Source organism: Winogradskyella sp. ECml5-4 (genome assembly GCF_036903175.1).
Lineage (GTDB): Bacteria > Bacteroidota > Bacteroidia > Flavobacteriales > Flavobacteriaceae > Winogradskyella > Winogradskyella damuponensis.
Genome location: NZ_JAYJLF010000002.1, coordinates 115,637 through 136,619, shown reverse-complemented (window position 1 = coordinate 136,619; position 20,983 = coordinate 115,637). Strand labels below are relative to the sequence as shown.

Below are 20,983 nucleotides of genomic sequence, written 5' to 3'. Positions count from 1 at the left end.
TTTAAATTTTAAAAGTTTTCCGACTGTACTCAAGAAAACATCATTAATAATAGTTTTTATACACATGAAAATAGGAATAGTTTGTTACCCAACATTTGGCGGAAGTGGAGTTGTTGCTACGGAATTAGGTTTAGAGCTTTCAAAACGTGGTCACGAGATTCACTTTATTACTTACAGTCAGCCTGTTCGTTTAGAATTGTTGAGTAGTAATGTACATTTTCACGAAGTTCATGTGCCAGAATATCCCTTATTTCATTACCAGCCTTATGAATTAGCTCTATCTAGTAAACTGGTAGATATGGTAAAGTTGTATGGTATAGAATTGTTGCACGTACATTACGCTATTCCTCATGCTTATGCAGCTTATATGGCTCAGCAAATGCTTAAAGACGAAGGGATTTATATTCCTATTGTAACGACACTACATGGTACAGATATTACTTTAGTAGGAAGCCATCCGTTTTACAAACCTGCAGTAACTTTTAGTATAAATAAATCTAATGCTGTAACTTCTGTGTCTGAAAGCTTAAAGAAAGATACGATGCGTTTGTTTGATATAAAGAAAGACATTTATGTTGTGCCTAACTTTATAGATTTAGAAAAACATGAACACAATTTTACAGATTGTCAACGTGGTATGATGGCAGATGATGATGAGCGCATTATAACACACATCAGTAATTTTAGAGAAGTTAAACGTATTCCAGATGTAATTAAGATTTTCTATAACCTTCAAAAGGAATTACCAGCTAAGTTAATGTTGGTTGGTGAAGGACCAGAAAAAGAAGGTGCAGAACGCTTGGTTGAAGAATTAGGGATTTCTGATCGTGTAATTTTCTTCGGAAATAGCCATGAAATCGATAGAATTCTATGTTTTAGTGATTTGTTCTTGTTGCCATCTAAAACAGAAAGCTTTGGCTTAGCAGCTTTAGAGGCTATGGCAAGTGGAGTTCCTGTAATTTCAACTAATACTGGTGGTTTGTCAGAGGTTAACGAAGATGGTTTTTCTGGCTATTTAAGCGATGTTGGAGCTGTAAAAGATATGTCGGCAAATGCCATAAAAATCTTATCAGACGTAGAAACCTTAAAGCAGTTTAAAGCCAACGCAAAAGCACAGTCTCAAAAATTTGACTTGAGAAATATTGTACCTATGTACGAAAGTGTATATGAAAAAACGTTAAAGCAATTTATGGTTCATTAAGTTGTCTTTAAACTTAACAAATAATAACCTACCACATTTCACTAACTTCTTCTTTAATAAAAGCCAGTGCTGCATTACTAGGCGCAGGTTTATCCATAAGATCTGTTAAAATGACTTCGCGAAGCTTGTTTGCCGTATCTGTTTGCTCTTGTATAGTAGCCTTTCTAATCAACTGTATCGTTGCGTTTTTTGCGGCTTGAGTAATAGACCAACATTGGTCACTAACATAAATTTGTTGTGATAAATTGTGCTCAAACTCTTGCTCAATCGTGGCTATAAGTAAACTTTCGTAATCTTCTTTGTTAGAAGAGGTTGGGAGTACTCTAGTAAGCAGTTTAGAAGGAGATGTGCGTTCTAAAAAAAGAGTCATACGTTCATAAGCTTGTAAGCGTAAAGGAAAGCTTTCTTTTTGTAAATCTTTTTGTAATAAGAAGCGTCTCATACGGTTTTCATTTTCAATATGTTGCTTAAAAAAGTAATAGGCAATAGTACCAACAATTACTGCAGGAGCAATACTAAAAAGAAGTTCTATAATATTATCAATATCCATTAAAATTGATTTTTTTGAGTTAAGATTAATTTGTTATTGGTTAAGAATGACATAGTCTTATATGTAAATTCAATATCCAATCTGTAAAGTTAATTTATTTTAAAGATTTTGAAAATTTATCACTAAAACTATGAGTCGTAAACAAAAAAAAATAGGAATTATTATTGCCATTGTTTTATTGGTAATTGTAGCATCAACCTTTGCATTGAATTTAATTATTGAAAACAAAATAGCAACAGTTATTGATGACTTACCTAAATCTGTAAAGGTAGAGTACCAATCAATAGACGTTAATGTTTGGACAGGAAATTTAGAATTAGCATCGCCAAAAGTAGTTGTTTCAGGAAAAACTACTAATAAGACCATTTTAGACGCAACGCTTAAAACTATTGAAATTAATAATTTGGGATATTGGGATTACCTTTTTAATGATAAGATTTCAGTAGAAACGTTAATTATTAATCGGCTAGTGGCAACATATAAACACAATCCAAAGGTGAATAACGACGACTATGAAAAGGGGTTTCTAAATCAAATAAAACAAATTATTGCTGTTGAAAAAATAGCCATCACTAATGCAGATGTGTTAATAACCGAATATGATACAGATAGTACGCTTTTAAGTATGCCTAAATTTAATTTTGAATTAAACGATGTTCAAATTAATCCTAAAGCCTCAAAAAAGGATAAGAAAATTAGGTATGGCAATTTTACCTTGGCAGCTAAGAACCTAAAATGGACAATAAATGAGTTTGATGATTTATGGGTAAATTCAATTCAGATTACTAATGATAATGCGACTTTTAGTGATTTTAAGCTCAAAACAAAATATGATAAAGCGGAATATTCAGAAATTCTTAAAACGGAACGCGATCATTTCGACCTTCATATAAACGAAGTGAAATTTTTAGACATGAATTTTGGGTTTAATGATGATAAAACGTTTTATTTTAAATCGGGAAAAGTACTTTTAAATTCACTTAAAGCAGAAATTTATAGAGATAAGTTAGTTGCAGATGATGAGACTTATAAAAAATTATACGGCACCTTGCTCAGGGATTTAGATTTTGAATTGGGATTAAATTCAGTTGAAATTCGAAACGGTAAAGTTTCATATTTAGAAAAAGTAAACGTAGACGAAAAGGCAGGACGACTAGATTTTACAGCTATGAATGCAATAATGACTAATGTCGGTAATACATATCTTAATGAAAGTACTTTAATAAAAGTGAATTCAACTTTTATGGAAAATTCATCAATCGAAGTCAATTGGAATTTCAAAGTCGCTGATACTACAGATCAATTTGTATTTAAAGCCGATTTAGGATTGTTTGAAGCTGTAACTATGGATCAGTTTACAAAACCTAACCTTAATGTAGATCTTAATGGAGAGTTACAACAAACTTATTTCACAATTAGCGGCAACCCAAGTACATCTAGAATAGATATGAAAATGAAATATGATGATTTTGAAGTTTTGATCTTAAAAAAAGATGGAAAAGAGAAAAATAAATTTCTATCAACTATCGTTAATTTGTTTATATCAAAAGACAGTGACGACGAAAAAAAAGTATTTCGTTATGGGCAAGCAGAAGGTGTAGAGCGCGATGTTACCAAATCTGTATTTAATTATGTTTGGTTAAATATAAGAAGCGGTTTACTTTCTGTAATGACAGGAGATGGAAAGAAGGAAAACTAATTAATATATAGCCATTAAAATATTGTTTGTAATTTATCGGATTTAGATGCGGAAAACTATAAGAGTATCCGTAATTTTACTCCTTCAAAAATTTTTAGTTTGGAAAAGTATCTCAGTCAACTTAATGACGCACAATTAGAACCTACAATTCAGGTCGATGGACCAATGATTATCATTGCTGGTGCAGGTTCTGGTAAAACACGTGTGCTTACGTATCGTATCGCTTATTTAATGAGTAAGGGTATTGATTCTTTCAATATTTTAGCCTTAACCTTTACTAATAAAGCGGCCAAAGAAATGAAAAGTAGAATTGCTGATATCGTTGGCGAAAGTGAAGCAAAAAACTTGTGGATGGGAACATTTCACTCTGTTTTCGCTAAGATATTACGTTTTGAAGGTCATCACCTTGGTTATCCAAGTAATTTTACAATATACGATACTCAAGATTGCCAAAAGTTAATCGGTGCCATTATTAAAGAAATGGGACTCGACAAAGATATCTACAAAACGAAGCAAGTGTTTAGTAGAATTTCATCGTATAAAAACAGTTTAGTTACTGTTAAGGCTTATTTTAAAAACCCTGAACTTATGGAAGCCGATGCCATGGCAAGGAGACCTAGAATGGGTGAAATTTACAAAGAATATGTAGACCGCTGTTTTAAAGCAGGTGCCATGGATTTTGACGATTTGTTATTGAGAACAAATGAGTTATTAACGCGTTTTCCTAATGTATTGGCACAATACCAAGATAAGTTTAGATATATTTTAGTGGATGAGTATCAAGATACCAATCATTCGCAATATTTAATTGTTAGAGCCTTAGCAGACCGTTTTCAAAATATTTGTGTGGTAGGAGATGATGCTCAGAGTATCTATGCCTTCCGTGGTGCGAATATTAATAATATTTTAAATTTCCAAAAGGATTACGATGGTGTAAAAATGTTCCGATTAGAACAAAATTACCGTTCTACTAAAAATATTGTTGGTGCCGCCAATTCGGTTATAGAGCACAATAAAACCAAATTAGATAAAATTGTTTGGACAGCAAATGACGAAGGAGAGAAAGTAATAGTTCACCGAGCATTAACTGATGGTGATGAAGGGAGATATGTCGCTAGTACTATTTGGGAAACTAAAATGAACGAACAATTACACAATAGCGATTTTGCTGTGTTGTATCGTACCAATGCACAATCTAGAGCCATTGAAGATGCTTTGAGAAAACGTGATATTCCATATCGAATATACGGAGGTTTATCGTTTTACCAACGTAAAGAGATTAAAGACGTTACGGCTTATTTGCGTTTAATTTTAAATTCTGCAGATGAAGAAGCTCTAAAGCGTGTTATCAATTATCCGGCAAGAGGAATTGGTCAGACGACAGTAGATCGTTTGGTTGTTGCGGCCAATGCTACAGGAAAAACCATGTATGATGTAATGAAGGATATTGATTCGGTTAATATCAACATTAATAATGGTACAAAAAATAAATTACGCGATTTTGTAACACTTATAGAGAGTTATAAGGTGATGAATCAGACCGCAAATGCATTCGATTTAGCCGAGCATGTCTCTAAAACCAGTGGACTAATTAGAGAGCTTGGCAAAGATGGAACACCAGAAGGTGTAACAAAAACAGATAACGTTCAAGAATTATTAAACGGTATTAAAGATTTTGTTGAAGGACAAATGGAATTAGCTGATGCAGGTGATTCTCTAGCCGAATTTTTAGAGGATGTGGCATTGGCAACAGACTTAGATGGCGACAAAGGAGATCCAGACCATGTGGCTTTAATGACGATTCACTTAGCAAAAGGTCTAGAATTTGGACATGTATTTATTGTTGGTATGGAAGAAGATTTATTTCCAAGTGGCATGAGTATGAATACAAGAAGCGAGCTTGAAGAAGAACGTCGATTATTTTATGTAGCTTTGACAAGAGCCGAAAAACAAGCGTATTTAACTTATACATTATCTAGATATCGTTGGGGAAAATTGATAGATGCAGAACCAAGTCGATTTATCGAAGAAATTGATGATGAATTTATAAATATTACAACACCTTTAAAAGAACGACATAATCCAATGTTAGATGCCTCCATATTTGGAGATATAGAGCCGAATCGTGTTAGATTTGCAAAACCAAAAACTGCAAAAATGCCAAAAAAGAAGACAAAAACGAAACCAGAAAATTTTGAAATCAGTGCACCTAAAAAAATGGTTCCAGTAAGTGAAGCAGAAAGCGACACTGATTCTTTTGATAAAAAATTAGAAGTTGGTAATAAAGTAAATCACCAACGTTTTGGTAGAGGAGAAGTAATTAAAATTGAAGGTAAAGGTGCAGACGCCAAAGCCGAAATTAAATTTCAAAAAGGAGATACAAAAAAGCTATTATTGCGTTTTGCTAAGCTCCAAATAATGCGATAATTTATGGACACTCATTATGGCAGAATTTATTAAAATATATCCTGAGAATCCGAATCCTAAAGAGATTCAGAAAGTTGTTAAAGTACTTAAAAGTGGTGGTTTAGTCATATATCCAACAGATACTGTTTACGGATTAGGTTGTGATATTACTAATATAAAAGCCTTAGAACGTATTGCTCAAATTAAGGGTGTAAAGTTAGAAAAATCTAATTTTTCATTTGTTTGTGAGGATTTAAGTAATCTAAGTGATTACGTAAAACAGATTGATACAACAACATTTAAGATTCTGAAGCGCGCATTGCCAGGGCCCTATACCTTTATTTTACCAGGTTCTAAAAACTTACCAAATCCTTTCAAAAAACGAAAAACGGTTGGTATTAGGGTCCCAGATAACTCTATAGCTTTAGCCATAGTAGCTGCTTTAGGTAATCCTATTGTTTCAACATCTATAAGAGATGATGATGATGTTTTAGAGTACACAACAGATCCTGAATTAATCCTTGAAAAATGGGATAATTTAGTAGATATTGTTATCGACGGCGGTTATGGAGACAATGAAGCATCAACCATTGTAGATTTATCTGTAGATCCTCCAGAGGTTGTTAGAGAGGGTAAAGGTGGTTTAGAAATTTTTTAAACCTTGTTCAGGTTTTCTCTTACAGGTTTCTTTACACTGTAAAATAAAATTAGACCTATAACACCTGTTACTAAAAAACCTATAAATAGAGGTAATACAGAAGTTTTTATAAAACTACCAATAAAGTTCGCTATTGGTACAGCCATAACGGTAGAAATAAATCCGTTTAGGGCAGCTCCAACTCCTGCAATATGTCCCATAGGTTCCATAGCTAAAGCTCTATAATTTCCAAATAAGAACGCAACACTTGCAAATTGAAGCATTAAGAACACCATTAAAATTTCTATAGGAGGGTTTACACCAGACCAGAATAATATCACATATATAAGAGCGTTAACAACAAATGCGATTAAAGCAATGTTAACCAAATTCCACATACCAAACCGAATTACTATTGCGCTATTTAAAAACGTAGCAAGACCAATAGTAATAGCCAAACTAGCAAAAATATAAGGAAACAAATCTCCTAGATTGTACTGCACTTGAAAGATGTGTTGCGATGTACTTAAATACACCATAAAAGAACCCGTAATTAAACCAGAAAGCAATGTGTAAACAATGGCAGACTTTATTCTAAAAAAGGTGGTTACACCAGATTTAAAATTTGATAATTTAAATGTCTTTTGATATTTTTCATGAAGTGTTTCTGGTTGTCGCCTCCAAAACCATAGCATTACTAACAATCCAAAAGCTAAGTTTACTGTAAAAATTGAGTGCCATCCAAAATGGTTCAATAAAAACTGACCTAACATGGGAGCAATTACTGGTACTAAAATAAAGGTCATGGTAACGATAGACAAAATTTTTGCCATATGGTCACCACTATAAGAATCTCTAACTATAGCAGTACTCATGGTTCTTGGTGATGATAAACCTACACCTTGTAAAACTCGTCCAAAAAGCATCATTTCAAAGTTTCTTGTCGTGATACATATAATAGAGGCAATAACAAATACACCAAAGCCAAAATAAACCATGGGTTTACGTCCAAAACTATCAGACAGTGGACCAAAAATAAGCTGACCAAAACCTAAGCCTAAAAAAATAGCTGTGATAAGCTTCTGATTTTCTGTTTCATTTACACTGCTTAAATATTCACCAATTTTAGGTAAAGCAGGTAAAACTGCATCTATTGAAAGTGCGACAATAGACATTAACGCGGCCATTAATACCACAAACTCTAATTGAGACCTTTTTTGATTTTGCATTGGGCAAAAGTAAGTGAATTATTATCTACTTTTGATGAGAAATAATACTAATATTTAATAAATGTATAGATGCTTACAGATACACTAATAACGTTATTTAAAAGAGATCTTAGTAAATTAATTGAAGAGATTAATCAATATAAGGATGCGTCTAATCTATGGAAAATAGATGGTTTAGTGAGCAATTCTGCTGGAAGTTTATGTGTGCATCTTATAGGAAACTTAAATCACTTTATAGGTTCTGTTTTAGGGCATTCAGGATATATAAGACAACGCAATTTAGAATTCTCATTAACAGAAGTTTCTAAATCTGAATTGATAAAACAACTTGAAGATACTATTAGTATTGTAGAGAATACTTTACAAAATTTAACTGTTGAAGATTTACAAAGTGCATATAAACTTCAGGTTTTTAATGCACCTATGACTACAGAGTATTTTCTAGTTCATTTAAGTACGCATCTTGCATATCATTTAGGACAGGTGAATTATCATAGACGGTTAATTGAAAAATAGCAGATAAAAAAAAGACTTCACAGATTTTATAACCTGTGAAGTCTATAGAATAAGTGTGCCTTATTGCTTACAAAGGGATGTTCCCGTGCTTACGATTAGGCCTTACAATATCTTTATTTTCAAGCATGCTAAAGGCTTTAATTAATTTACGTCTTGTGTTTTGTGGTAAAATGACATCGTCTACAAAACCACGTTCGGCTGCGCTATAAGGGTTGGCGAATAACTCAGCATATTCAGCTTCTTTTTCTTTCCATTTGGCTTCTTTATCTTCAGCTTTAGAAATCTCACGTTTAAAAATAATTTCGGCAGCACCTTTTGCACCCATAACTGCAATCTCTGCATTTGGCCATGCAAAATTCATGTCAGCTCCAATGTGTTTAGAATTCATTACATCGTAAGCTCCTCCATAAGCTTTACGCGTAATAACGGTTATTCTAGGCACTGTAGCTTCACTAAATGCATATAATAATTTTGCTCCGTTTACTATAATTCCATTCCATTCCTGATCTGTTCCTGGTAAAAATCCTGGGACATCTTCTAAGACCAGTAGCGGAATATTAAAACAATCACAGAAACGTACAAAACGTGCTGCTTTTTTAGAACTATCTACATCTAAAACACCAGCCAAAAACATTGGTTGATTGGCAACAATACCTATAGATTTTCCACCTAAACGCGCAAAACCTACAATAATATTTTCTGCGTAGTCTTTATGAATTTCATAAAAAGAGTCGTTATCTATAATGCCTTCAATAACTTGATGCATATCGTACGGCTTATTAGGATTGTCAGGAACAATAGTTGCTAACGATTCTCTAACTTCTTCTTTAAGTTCAAAAGGAAGATCATCTGCTTTTTCTTTATTGCTTTGTGGTAAATAGCTTAGTAGTTTTTTGATGTCTTCTAAGCATTCTACATCATTAGTTGCTGTCTTGTGGGCTACGCCAGATTTAGAAGAATGTACACTTGCGCCTCCAAGTTCTTCACTTGTTACTTCTTCATTAGTTACTGTTTTAACAACGTTAGGGCCCGTAACAAACATATAGCTTGTATCTTGAACCATAAGTGTAAAATCTGTCATAGCAGGCGAATAAACGGCTCCACCTGCACAAGGTCCCATAATTGCAGAAATCTGAGGGATTACACCAGAGGCCTGAACATTTCTATAAAATATATCTGCATAACCCGCTAAAGAACGGACACCTTCTTGAATTCGTGCTCCACCAGAGTCGTTTAATCCAATTATAGGAGCACCAACGTTAACGGCCATGTCCATAATTTTACAGATTTTTTCGGCATGAGTTTCTGATAATGAACCACCAAAAACAGTAAAATCTTGAGCGAAAACGTAAATTAGTTTACCGTTAACCGTTCCGTAACCTGTAACTACACCATCGCCATAAAATTGTTGGTCAGCCATGCCAAAATCTTTAGTTCTATGGGTAACTAAAGCACCAATCTCTTCAAAGGAACCTTCATCTAAAAGGTAAAGAACACGTTCTCTTGCTGTTAATTTTTTATTTTGGTGTTGTTTGTCTATTCTAGCTTGTCCACCTCCTAATTTGGCTAAGGCTAGTTTTTCATTAAGTGTTTTTATTTTAGAATCCATAATTTTTTTGTTTTGTCATTCAGTATTTGATTCAGAATCTAATTGGTAATGTGGATTAGTTTATGCTGAATCTTTAATTTATATATACGGTTTAGAATGACAGTGTTAATTCGGTACTCGTAATAATTTTTGTGCCTTTAAGTAATGCTTTAAGGCAATTTTTGCAGCAATCTCTGCTTCTAACTTTTGCTGTTCTTCTAAAAGGCTAGGTGAGTAGTACTTTTTTACAAAATGTGTATCAAAGTTTCCGCTTTTAAAAGCATCATGTTCAAAAACAAAACGACCAAAGGCTAAAGTAGTTTGTACTCCTTTTATATGGTAATTGTCAATTGCATTTACCATTACTTCAATTGCTTCTTCACGTGTTTTACCGTAAGTAATTAGTTTTGATAGCATTGGGTCATAGTAAATTGGGATGTCCATACCTTCTTCAAAGCCATTATCTACTCTAATATTATTACCTTCAGGTAGTTGGTATATTTCTAAATTTCCTACGCTTGGAAGAAAATCGTTCATAGGATCTTCGGCATAAACTCTGAGTTCTAAAGCATGACCATTAATTTTTAGATCCTCTTGCTTTAGATCTAATTTTTCGCCTCTAGCAACGCGTATTTGAAGTTCTACCAAATCTACTCCAGCAATCCATTCAGAAACAGGATGCTCAACTTGTAACCTTGTATTCATTTCTAGGAAATAGAAATTCAAATTTTCATCTAGAAGGAATTCTACAGTTCCAGCACCTATATAATCACAAGAACGCGCAACATTAATAGCTGCTTGCCCCATTTTTTCTCTCAATTCTGGTGTTAAAACCGCTGATGGTGCTTCTTCAACTACTTTTTGATGACGTCGTTGAATAGAACATTCACGCTCAAATAAATGGATGACATTACCTTGTGTGTCTGCCATGATTTGGATTTCGATGTGTCTTGGCGATGCAACATACTTTTCAATAAACACAGAGCCATCTCCAAAAGCATTAGTAGCTTCACTAATTGCTCTGTCCATTTGTGATTCAAATTCGGCTTCTTTTTCAACAATACGCATACCTTTTCCACCTCCGCCAGCAGAGGCTTTAATAAGAATAGGAAAACCGATATCTTCGGCTATTTTTTTAGCTTCAGGAATATCGGTAATGGCTTCATCTGTACCAGGAACCATAGGAATATCATAAGCTTTAACGGTTTCTTTTGCCGCTAATTTGCTTCCCATTACTTTTATGGCTTTAGAACGTGGACCAATAAATATAATGTTATTTGCTTCACATAATTCTGCAAAATCGGCATTTTCACTTAAAAAGCCATAACCAGGATGTATAGCATCTACGTTAAGCGATTTAGAAACTTCTATAATTTTATCTCCTCTTAAGTACGATTCGTTAGAAGGTGCTGGGCCAATACAAACAGCTTGATCTGCATATTTTACATGAAGAGCGTTTCTATCAGCTTCTGAAAAAACGGCCACTGTTTTGATGCCCATTTTTTTTGCTGTTTGCATTACTCTTATGGCTATTTCACCTCTGTTTGCTACTAGTAGTTTTTTCATATTATTCAAATTCTATTAAGAGTGCATTTTTATCGACAGTTTCACCTTGTTTAACTTCAATAGCTTTTATAACGCCTTCTCTTGGTGAGGTTAATACATTTTCCATTTTCATAGCTTCTAAAATTAGAAGATCATCATTTTCTTTAACTTCATCGCCAACATTAACATTGATTTCTAAAATTAATCCAGGCATTGGTGCTTTTACATCATTAACTTGTTTTGAAGCGCCTATTTCAAAACCTAGAGCTTCAATTTGTTGATCTAACGCATCATAAATATCGACGTCATAAGCCGTGTTATTTACTTTTATAGTATAGGTTTTCTGATTAAAATCAGTATTTAAAATTTCTGCTTTTATCGTTGTATTATCTTGAAGTATATGGTATTTATTGGTTGATGTTTCTATAACATCTAGTTTTTCCATGCTTTCTTTAGTGACATCAAAAGTATGAGAAGTATTTACTTTTATTTTATACATAAAATTGAGTTTGTTAATGATTAGCAGTTTGTAATTTTCCTGCAAAATATGAAATTATTAAGGTTTATTTTATCTATTATCTGAATTTTATAAAGATTTAAAGTTTGAATTTTCCTGATGTTTTTTTATCGCTTTTTTCGAAAGAATGATACCAACAGCTAAAGAAACAAATGCTCCGATTGAAATGCCTGGAACGAAATTAATAAACAAGAAAAAGTCATAGGCGCCATGAAATAAAACGGCTAATAATAAGCCTGTTAAATTGAATAAGGTGCGGTTTTTTGAAAATTTTGCTTTTCCCATATAGAAGCCCATCAATACACCAAAAGTTGCATGAGCAGGTATTGCCGTAAATGCTCTTAAAATAGCAGTTTGATAACCTCCTTCTATGACATACATGATGTTTTCTGTACACGCAAACCCCATAGATACCATAACGGCATAGATGATCCCATCATAAGGTTCGTTGAATGCTTTTTTGGGTTGTGCGTAGTATTTTACAATGACATATTTGCTAAATTCTTCTGACAAGGCAACGACTATAAATGCTTGGATAAATTGTTGCCAAATGCTATAATTATCAGTAATAGGAATAAATCTTCCGGTGAAAAAGTATAGAATAAAGACAATAATTATACTAACAATAGCTCCAAATAGAAAACTAGAAATTAGTATGCTTTTGGGTTCCTTTTCATACTTATCTTGAATATAAATATATAGAAGAATGGCAAAGACAGGAGCAACAGCTAGTAAGAGTAGATTCATTCAAAAATTTGATTATAGATTTCCCCAGCTATGTAATGGTAGTAATCGCTATTACTTTCAACAAAATGCATGTTTTTAGAACTATTAAAAACTAATTCTGAAAATACGTCTAATGATACCAATTTAAGCGCTTCAACTTCATTTGGTTGTGGAGCTAAGTTTTTAAGAGGTACTTTTAATTCTGAGATAAAAATGTGATGAAACTCATTATCTTGAATAGCTCCGTTATTATAAGACCCTTCATGAAAATGTGTGGCAATCCGTCTTAAGTCGTTGGCATGAATATTTAAACCAATTTCCTCTTTCGTTTCTCTAACAGCTGCTTCTTCTATGGCTTCACCAGCATCAACGTGTCCAGCAACAGATACATCCCAAAGTAGTGGACAAATGAGTTTTTTGTGTGAGCGTTGTTGTAAAAGAATTTCGCCTTCTAAAGTATAAAACCACACATGAATAGTATTATGTAGCCAACCCTTTTTATGCACTTCAGATTTTAAAGCTGTTTTTCCTGTTGGTCTCCCTTTTTTATCTACTATGTCAAGATATTCGTCCATATATAAATAGACCTGCTAGTTTTTATGCTAACAGGTCTTTTTGGTTTTTATTTAAAATAACTAAATGTTTCTCCGTCTTCTATTTTAAGTAATGTTTCGTAAATTAACTTAATAACGTTTTCTACATCGTCTTTATGAACCATTTCTACCGTTGTATGCATGTAACGCAACGGTAATGAGATTAAAGCAGAAGCAACACCGCCATTACTATATGCAAAAGCATCTGTATCTGTTCCTGTAGCTCTAGATAATGCGGCACGCTGAAAAGGAATTTTCTTTTCTTCGGCTGTATCTGTAATTAAATCTCGTAGTTTTTGCTGTACAGCTGGTGCATAGGCAACAACAGGACCTTTTCCAATTTCGGCATAGCCTTGTGTTTTTTGCTCTATCATTGGTGTGGTTGTATCGTGTGTTACATCAGTAACAATAGCCACATTTGGTTTAATGGTTTGTGTAATCATTTCGGCACCACGTAAGCCTATTTCTTCTTGTACCGAATTGGTAACATAAAGTCCAAATGGTAATGTTTTTTTGTTTTCGTGTAGTAATCTTGCTACTTCAGCAATCATAAAACCACCCATTCTGTTATCTAAAGCGCGACATACAAATTTGTCTTTATTAAGAATGTGGAATTCATCTGGGTATGTTATAACACAACCAACATGCACTCCCATTTTTTCAACTTCAGCTTTATCTTTAGCTCCAACATCAATACATATATTATCGGGTTTTGGTGCTTGTTCTTTAGCTTTACTTCTTGTATGTATTGCAGGCCAACCAAAAACACCTTTTACAATGCCTTTTTTGGTGTGAATGTTTACAATTTTACTAGGAGCAATTTGGTGATCGCTACCTCCATTTCTAACGACATAAATTAAACCATTGTCAGAAATATAGTTGACATACCAAGAAATCTCATCAGCATGCCCTTCAATCACTACTTTAAACTTTGCTTTTGGGTTAATTACAGCAACAGCAGTTCCATATGTGTCAGTTATAAATTCATCAACATAAGGTTTAAGGTAATTCATCCAAATTTTTTGCCCTTCCCATTCATAACCTGTAGGAGAAGCGTTATTTAAATATTTTTCTAAAAAGTCCATAGACTTTTTGTTCAGTAATTGTTTTTTTGCCATCTGTTTAAATTTTCAATAAAAATAATAATATTAATACGATTTTAAGGTTATAGGCTTTAATATTATTAATTTTGGAATGGTTTTGGTACAGTTGTAATAGATGAAATATATTATTTACATAGCCTTGTTTTTTTCAGTGGCAATTTTTGCTCAAGAAAACCCTATTAAACAAGATTCTACAGAAGTACATTACATGTATATTGAAGGAGATTCTATACCTGTAACCTCTGTAGAGTTAAACGAAGTTTTGGTACTACCTAATTTAAAATTTGAAACTAAAGAGGCACGAATTAGATATCTAATTTTAAGACGAAAAACCTTAAAAGTATATCCTTACGCAAAACTTGCGGCAGAACGTTTAGAAGCCTTACAAAAACGACTCGATGGCTTAGAGCGTAAACGTGATAAAAAACGTTATGCTAAGATTATTCAGAATTATATTGAAGATGAATTTTCAGCGGAACTAAAGAAGCTAACTAAAACCGAAGGTCAGATTTTGGTGAAGTTAATTCATAGGCAAACGGGAAAAACAACTTTTGATCTTATTAAGGAGTTACGGAATGGTTGGCGAGCTTTTTGGTTTAATAGTACAGCCAGTTTGTTTGATATTTCTTTGAAGAAGGAGTTTAGTCCTATTGATGATGAAGAAGACTATTTAATTGAAGATATTTTGCAGCGTGCGTTTCAGAATGAACGTTTAAAACGGCAAGAACCTGCTTTTGAAATCGATTTTTATGAAAGCTTAAATAAATGGTCCAAACCCAAAACACCAAAGAATTCAAAAGGTTAAACAATGCGCGCTCAAACAAAATTAGAAGAACAATTAAATGCTTGGACACATGGTTTTGGTGCACTCTTAGGAGTCATAGCTTTAGTGTTATTGATTGTAGATGCCAATCACTTAAAACCTTGGAGTTTATTTAGTGTTATTGTTTACGGACTATCTATAATTATTCTTTTTTTAGCCTCAACATTTTACCATGCAGTAGAAGGGGAGAAGCGTAAGCATTATTTTAGAATTGTAGATCATATCAGTATTTATTTACTTATTGCAGGTACTTATACGCCTGTTTTACTCATTTCACTAACTGACAGTTTAGGCTGGCTTTTGTTTTGGGTTGTATGGGGAATTGCGGGTTTTGGTGTGGTGTTAAAACTCTTTTTTACAGGAAGGTTTGAAGTTTTTTCAACATTATTATATTTGGTAATGGGTTGGCTTATCGTGTTTGACTTTACAAATGTGTCTGAAGCTCTTGGATCAAATGGAATATTGTGGTTATACGCAGGAGGTTTATTTTATACTGTCGGAATTGTTTTTTATGCCATTCGTAGAATTCCTTACAATCATGTGATTTGGCATTTATTTGTTTTAGGCGGAGCCATTTGCCATTTTTTTATGATTTATCTTCATGTGATATAATGTCATTTAAGACATTATTAGATTTTATTTTGTAGTCGCACAGAAACAACATATTAGGATTGTTTCTAATTGTTTAATCTATTTTATTGTTAATCGTTGCCATAGACAAGATCTATAAAATCAGACTTTTCTAATGTGCCAAAATAATTTTCTATGGCAACATTTTGTAGCGCTTTATTAATTTCATGCTTATCATAAGGAATGCCAATAAGTAAGTCTTCTAGATCTGAGATGGGCTGTCTTCCAAAAAAATCACCAAAGACTTTAAAGTCTGAAATATGACCTTTTTCTACAAAAATACGAAGGTCTATTTCGCCAATAGCGAATCGTTTATTGCGTTGGATATTAAATTTAGGTGAACGTCCAAAATTCCAATCCCATAAATCATATTTTTCGGCTTTTAAATCGTGTACAGCTTTCCATTCAGCTTCCGTTAATTTATAGGTTTCAAAAGGCTCGCTAGCTTCGTATAAACCTGTGAGTAATTGCTTTTTAAAATGTGCCATTGAAATAGGTTGTTCTAAAAATTCACTAATATTTGCGACACGACTTCTAACAGATTTATGACCTTTAGATTGTATTTTACTCATTTTTACTTGTAGGGCTTTAGCAACTTCACCCATATCTGTATCAAATAATAAAGTCCCATGACTTATCATGCGTTTTCCTGTAGAAAATTGAGCTGTTCCAGAAATTTTCTTCTCATCAACCAAAATATCATTTCTCCCTTTTAATTCGGCAGAAACACCCATAGCGTTTAATACTCTAATCACAGGCGCTGTAAACTTCTTAAAGTTGCTAATGCTTTTTCCATCGTGATTAGTAATAAAACTAAAATTTAAATTCCCTAGGTCATGATAAACAGCTCCTCCGCCAGAAACCCGACGTACGACATGAATATTGTTAGCTTCTATATATTCTTGGTTAATTTCCTCTAAGGTATTTTGATTGCGTCCTATAATAATAGAGGGCTCATTAATGTAAAACAGTAAATAATCTGTAGAAGCATCAAAATGTCTTAAAACATATTCCTCTAAAGCTAAATTTAATTTCGGATTTGTGTGGCCTTCATTATCAATAAAAATCATAGAAACTCTAGTATTTGTTGTTTACAAAGGTAACGAAATTGAGTATAATGCTGTCGTTGTCAAACCATCATTATTCTAAATATAGTAGGTGTGATGCTGTTATATATGTAGCTACAAGCCTTAAATTCATATCAATAAATTAAAAATTAGCAATGTGTTTTTTTTGGGCTTGATTTGTGAAAATTGATGTAAAAGTATAGCTGCCAGAGTTCTATAAAAATAATGATAAATTATTATTATTTTTATTTGGAATAAATATAAATAAGAATAATTTTGTCAAAAATTTAGACGTGTTCCAATTCAAACTATTTTTTATTTACGTATTTCTATTTTTTAGCATTTTAGGCTTTGGCCAAAGTGGAAATTTTTACGGAAAGGTGAAATATGATTCTAATGAACCTGCGGTTTCTACATTCATTGTATTAAAGGGGAATGCTATAACTAAAGAAACCAACTCCAATATAAATGGAGCTTATAACTTTAAAGATCTTCCTTACGGGACATATACAATAGCATTTTATTCATTAAATGACCTTCCTAAAACCGTTACAGTTCAGTTAGAAGAAAAGAACAAAGAGGTCAATGTTACTCTGGAAGTTGCAGCATTAGACGAAGTTTTTGTGAAATCTAAAACGGTGCAGCAAAAAATTGAAGAAAAAGGATTTGCGGTTAATGTTATAGAAACGAAAGAAGCTGCAATTCAATCGATACAAGTTAATGAATTACTAGACCAATCTGCTGGAGTTAGAGTTCGTCAATCAGGTGGTTTGGGCTCGCATGCACATTATAACCTTAATGGGATGACAGGTAATTCTGTTAAGATTTTTATTGATGGTGTGCCTATTCGGAATTTTGGACCTTCTTTTTCATTAAACAGTATTCCTCCATCTTTAATTAAACGGATTGAAGTTTATAAAGGTGTTGTACCTCCGCATTTATCTGATGATGCTATGGGTGGAGCGATTAATATTGTGTTAAACGACATTACTAAAAATGAATTAAAAGTGTCTGTTTCTGCAGGATCTTTTGGAACCTACAGAACGGACGTTAATGGTGGTTATAGAAATAACAAAAACGGTTTTACGGCAAGAGGTTCTGCTTTTGTGAATTATGCCGATAACGATTATGAAGTTTGGGGAGACCAGGTGGCTGTAGCGCTTTCTGCAGGAACACCAGATGTGTATATCAAAGCCAAACGCTTTCATGATCGCTATAGATCGCAAGGAGGAAAGGCCGAGTTTGGTTATACTCATGTATCTTGGGCAGATAAATTATTGGCTGGTGTTTTACTCTCTAATATGGATCAACAGATTCAAACAGGTGCTACTATGGAAATTGTATATGGTAACCGATTTACAGAGCAAAGCACTAATATGTATAGTTTAGAGTATGCAAAAAAAGGTATTGCTAAGAACTTAGATGTGAGTGCATTTGCGTCTTATTCTCGTCTTAACAGAAAAACCATAGATACTATTGCGACACAATACAGTTGGTTAGGTCATCCTACAAGTTACTATAACGATCCCGATGTTTGGGCTACAGGCGCAGAAGCAAGTGTCCCAACACTTCAAAAAGATATTGATCAAACTATTAATATGCGCTCTAATGTCGCATACCATATTAATGATAATAATACCATTCAGCTAAATCATTTACTAAACACATTTACACGAGATTCTGATGACCCAATGCTTCCTGCTGCAGAAAACGCATTAAGAGAAGAACGCGGCTATTTAAAATCTATATTAACACTTTCATATGAAAATAGTGCTTTTGATGAAAAGTTGAGGACTTCAATTTTTGGTAAATCGTATTATATGGACAGAACTTCAAAATTACGCACGCGAAGTTCAAACACTTCAGAGTCAACTATATTTATTGAGGAGAATAACATCAACTCTAACGATTTTGGTTTTGGCGGATCAATTTCGTATTCCTTCTCTCCTAAATTTTCTGTATTTGGTTCTGCAGAAAAAGCGATTCGTTTACCAGAGGCCAATGAGGTTTTTGGTAATGTCGCAGCTAATTTAAATGCTTCAGTTAATTTAAAACCAGAGCACAGTAATAACTACAACTTAGGGTTTACGTACGATAATTTACAGTTTAAAGAACATACGTTTGGCGTGACTACCAATGTGTTTATTAGAGATACAGAAGATTTAATTATGCCTTTTCCTACAGGTAGCAATGAAGAGTTTTTTGAGAACTCTAACGTCGGTAAAATTTATACAGAAGGTATCGATTTTACATTAAATTATAATTATAAAGAGCGTTTGTTTTTTAGTGCAAACACATCCTTTTTTAATGCTAGAGATCACAATGTTACGTATGATGTGAATGGAAATCCTATTACACCAACCTATGAAAGATTAGCCAACACTCCTTATTTTACGATGAACTATAATCTAAAATATAAGGTACAGGATTTTATTCAGAAAGGAGCACGTTTATCAACTTATACCAACTTATTATATGTCCACGAGTTTTTTAGACACAGTAGTGTCCTTGGTGGCTCAGGAAAAACAGTCATTCCTGCTCAAGTTTCTTTAGATGCAGGTTTTGCTTTTACATTTCCAAAAAACAAGGTATCACTAAGCTTTGATGTAAAAAACATATTAAATAATCAGTTATTCGATAATTATGCCCTTCAAAAACCAGGAAGAGGGTTTTATGGGAAACTTACTTTTTCAATTTTATAAATCAATTAATTTAATACTTATGAATTTTAAATATTTATCTCGTATTGCTTGTTTATCAGCTTTATCTTTAATGACGTTTTCATGTAGTGAAGACGATACACCGTCATCAGATCCATCAAATACATCTGATTACAGACCATATCATTTGGTAATAGGTTCTAGCCCAACTGGTGAGTCTGAAACGTACATACAAGGGACTACAGTAGAAGAACTTAATGACCCAAATAAAACGTTTACTTTTAATGGGTATGGCCGAGAAGTTCCGTCAACTCGTACAGCACGTTTATATACCTCTGATGATGGTGAAACGGTTTACAATTTAAATTATGGAGGTGGTGATATTGCTAAATATAATTATATCAGTGGACAAAATTACGACTTAGTTTTAACAACAGATATCCAAGCAGTGATGGGAACAGCCTATCCACGTTGGACAAAGATTGATGATAATTATGCTATGTTACACAATGTAACTACAGAAAATATCTATGAAAATCCAGATGAAGAAACATCGCCTTACGTAAGAACTAAAGCCACTGTTACTTTAGCTCGTGTAGATTTAAATACAATGAGTGTATTAGAAAATACTTCTTTTGAATTTCCTTATAACGAAGATAATTCTGGCGATGGTATTCATACTTTTCGTATTGATGCCCCAGTAATTGCTAACGGAAAACTTTACTACGGAGTTGCAAAGCGTTTTTATGATGCTTTAACAGGAGAAAATGGTACTATGGTTTATGATAATGTAGAAACTCTAGTTGTAGATTACCCTTCTTTAGAAAATGAAACTACAATTGTGTCAACCTTAGCACAAGGTTCTACAAATGGTTATAGAACACCTGTTGCACATAAAGATGAATTAGGTGATACTTACCAATTAATAACATCTGGTGATGCTTCAATTATGAAAATTAGCAATGGTGCTTATGATACAGCTTATGGTAAATTTGATATTAAATCGCTTTTAGGTCATAATGCCGAAGCAAATACAGGTTGGTTTTATGTAGGTAACGGTATTGGTTATGTACCTGTTTTAAATACAGATTTAGGGGACAGTGCAAGTTCTAATTGGTATATTGTAAGAGTTGATGTTTACAATAAAACAGCAGTGAAAATGAATATTCCTATAGATTTATGGTTGCGTCAATACCAGTGGGCAAGTGTTATTGATGGTAAATTATATATGGCTTTAGCTTCTTTAGGAGGTGTAGGTAATGTTTATATTTTTGATCCTAGTTCTACTAGTGCAGATGGTTACACTACAGGTGCTACATTACAAACAGGAACAACTGATGCTTCTTACATTGGGTTATTTTAAAATTTAAAAGAACCTAAGCCTATCAGCTTAAAATAATAGGTTAAATATTTCAATAAAAAACCAGAATATATCTATGTTCTGGTTTTTTTTTGTGTCTATATACATAATAGCGTTGCTGTAATAGGTGTTT

18 protein-coding genes are annotated in these 20,983 nt (G+C 33.2%); 9 read left to right on the top strand and 9 right to left on the bottom strand.

From position 1 onward, the window contains the following. Positions 1–64 precede the first annotated feature (64 nt). Positions 65–1,201, top strand: coding sequence for an N-acetyl-alpha-D-glucosaminyl L-malate synthase BshA (gene bshA, locus VDP25_RS02210; RefSeq protein WP_334466303.1), 1,137 nt, complete (start codon positions 65–67; stop codon positions 1,199–1,201). Positions 1,202–1,229: 28 nt separating this feature from the next. Here the strand turns inward: bshA and VDP25_RS02205 are convergent, their stop codons facing one another. Next, positions 1,230–1,751, bottom strand: coding sequence for a DUF7935 family protein (locus tag VDP25_RS02205; RefSeq protein ID WP_334466301.1), 522 nt, complete (start codon positions 1,749–1,751; stop codon positions 1,230–1,232). A 130-nt stretch (positions 1,752–1,881) separates the two neighbouring features. Here VDP25_RS02205 and VDP25_RS02200 point away from each other — a divergent pair, with 130 nt between their 5' ends. From VDP25_RS02200 to VDP25_RS02190, 3 genes are all read left to right on the top strand, one after another. After that, complete coding sequence (locus tag VDP25_RS02200) at positions 1,882–3,450, top strand: hypothetical protein (protein WP_334466299.1); 1,569 nt, start codon at positions 1,882–1,884, stop codon at positions 3,448–3,450. A 99-nt stretch (positions 3,451–3,549) separates the two neighbouring features. Beyond that, positions 3,550–5,877 (top strand): ATP-dependent helicase, encoded by a 2,328-nt coding sequence (locus tag VDP25_RS02195; protein ID WP_334466297.1) that lies wholly within the window; start codon positions 3,550–3,552, stop codon positions 5,875–5,877. 16 nt (positions 5,878–5,893) lie between these two features. Further along, positions 5,894–6,514, top strand: coding sequence for an L-threonylcarbamoyladenylate synthase (locus VDP25_RS02190; RefSeq protein ID WP_334466295.1), 621 nt, complete (start codon positions 5,894–5,896; stop codon positions 6,512–6,514). Here the strand turns inward: VDP25_RS02190 and VDP25_RS02185 are convergent. Then, the gene (locus VDP25_RS02185) at positions 6,511–7,722 is read right to left on the bottom strand and encodes a multidrug effflux MFS transporter (protein WP_334466293.1); all 1,212 of its coding nucleotides are present in this window, start codon (positions 7,720–7,722) and stop codon (positions 6,511–6,513) included. The genes VDP25_RS02190 and VDP25_RS02185 overlap by 4 nt on opposite strands. 69 nt (positions 7,723–7,791) lie before the next feature. Here VDP25_RS02185 and VDP25_RS02180 point away from each other — a divergent pair, with 69 nt between their 5' ends. Next, positions 7,792–8,238 carry a DinB family protein gene (locus VDP25_RS02180; protein ID WP_334466291.1) on the top strand — a complete coding sequence of 149 codons (447 nt, stop codon included), beginning with the start codon at positions 7,792–7,794 and terminating at the stop codon, positions 8,236–8,238. A 67-nt stretch (positions 8,239–8,305) separates the two neighbouring features. Here the strand turns inward: VDP25_RS02180 and VDP25_RS02175 are convergent, their stop codons facing one another. The 6 genes from VDP25_RS02175 to VDP25_RS02150 all read right to left on the bottom strand — a co-directional run bounded on the left by VDP25_RS02175 (position 8,306) and on the right by VDP25_RS02150 (position 14,325). Further along, a complete protein-coding gene (locus tag VDP25_RS02175; RefSeq protein ID WP_334466290.1) occupies positions 8,306–9,847 on the bottom strand; it encodes an acyl-CoA carboxylase subunit beta in 1,542 nt (513 codons plus the stop codon). A 105-nt stretch (positions 9,848–9,952) separates the two neighbouring features. Further along, positions 9,953–11,392: an acetyl-CoA carboxylase biotin carboxylase subunit gene (gene accC / locus VDP25_RS02170; RefSeq protein ID WP_334466288.1), complete on the bottom strand. Its 1,440-nt coding sequence runs from the start codon at positions 11,390–11,392 to the stop codon at positions 9,953–9,955. Between the two features lies 1 nt (position 11,393). Then, positions 11,394–11,870 carry an acetyl-CoA carboxylase biotin carboxyl carrier protein subunit gene (locus VDP25_RS02165; RefSeq protein ID WP_334466287.1) on the bottom strand — a complete coding sequence of 159 codons (477 nt, stop codon included), beginning with the start codon at positions 11,868–11,870 and terminating at the stop codon, positions 11,394–11,396. A gap of 87 nt (positions 11,871–11,957) precedes the next feature. Continuing rightward, positions 11,958–12,635, bottom strand: coding sequence for a PrsW family intramembrane metalloprotease (locus VDP25_RS02160; protein WP_215925839.1), 678 nt, complete (start codon positions 12,633–12,635; stop codon positions 11,958–11,960). Then, positions 12,632–13,189 (bottom strand): NUDIX hydrolase, encoded by a 558-nt coding sequence (locus tag VDP25_RS02155; protein WP_334466286.1) that lies wholly within the window; start codon positions 13,187–13,189, stop codon positions 12,632–12,634. Before VDP25_RS02155 ends, VDP25_RS02160 begins: the two co-directional genes overlap by 4 nt. A 47-nt stretch (positions 13,190–13,236) precedes the next feature. Further along, on the bottom strand, positions 13,237–14,325 hold the full coding sequence (locus tag VDP25_RS02150; protein WP_215925837.1) for a M42 family metallopeptidase: 1,089 nt from the start codon (positions 14,323–14,325) through the stop codon (positions 13,237–13,239). Between the two features lie 100 nt (positions 14,326–14,425). Here VDP25_RS02150 and VDP25_RS02145 point away from each other — a divergent pair, with 100 nt between their 5' ends. Together VDP25_RS02145 and trhA are read left to right on the top strand one after the other, a co-directional pair. Beyond that, entirely contained in the window at positions 14,426–15,115 is a 690-nt protein-coding gene (locus VDP25_RS02145; RefSeq protein ID WP_215925836.1) for a DUF4294 domain-containing protein, read from the top strand. 3 nt (positions 15,116–15,118) lie between these two features. Continuing rightward, positions 15,119–15,745, top strand: coding sequence for a PAQR family membrane homeostasis protein TrhA (gene trhA / locus VDP25_RS02140; protein ID WP_334466281.1), 627 nt, complete (start codon positions 15,119–15,121; stop codon positions 15,743–15,745). An 89-nt stretch (positions 15,746–15,834) separates the two neighbouring features. Here trhA and VDP25_RS02135 read toward each other — a convergent pair whose 3' ends face one another. Further along, positions 15,835–16,833, bottom strand: a complete 999-nt coding sequence (locus VDP25_RS02135; protein ID WP_334466280.1) for a lipoate--protein ligase — start codon at positions 16,831–16,833, stop codon at positions 15,835–15,837. A 290-nt stretch (positions 16,834–17,123) separates the two neighbouring features. Between VDP25_RS02135 and VDP25_RS02130 the strand changes: the two genes are divergently transcribed. Both VDP25_RS02130 and VDP25_RS02125 read left to right on the top strand, forming a co-directional pair. Further along, positions 17,124–19,532, top strand: coding sequence for a TonB-dependent receptor (locus tag VDP25_RS02130; RefSeq protein ID WP_334466279.1), 2,409 nt, complete (start codon positions 17,124–17,126; stop codon positions 19,530–19,532). A gap of 19 nt (positions 19,533–19,551) precedes the next feature. Beyond that, positions 19,552–20,853: a hypothetical protein gene (locus VDP25_RS02125; RefSeq protein WP_334466278.1), complete on the top strand. Its 1,302-nt coding sequence runs from the start codon at positions 19,552–19,554 to the stop codon at positions 20,851–20,853. The last annotated feature ends 130 nt before the right edge of the window (positions 20,854–20,983 follow it).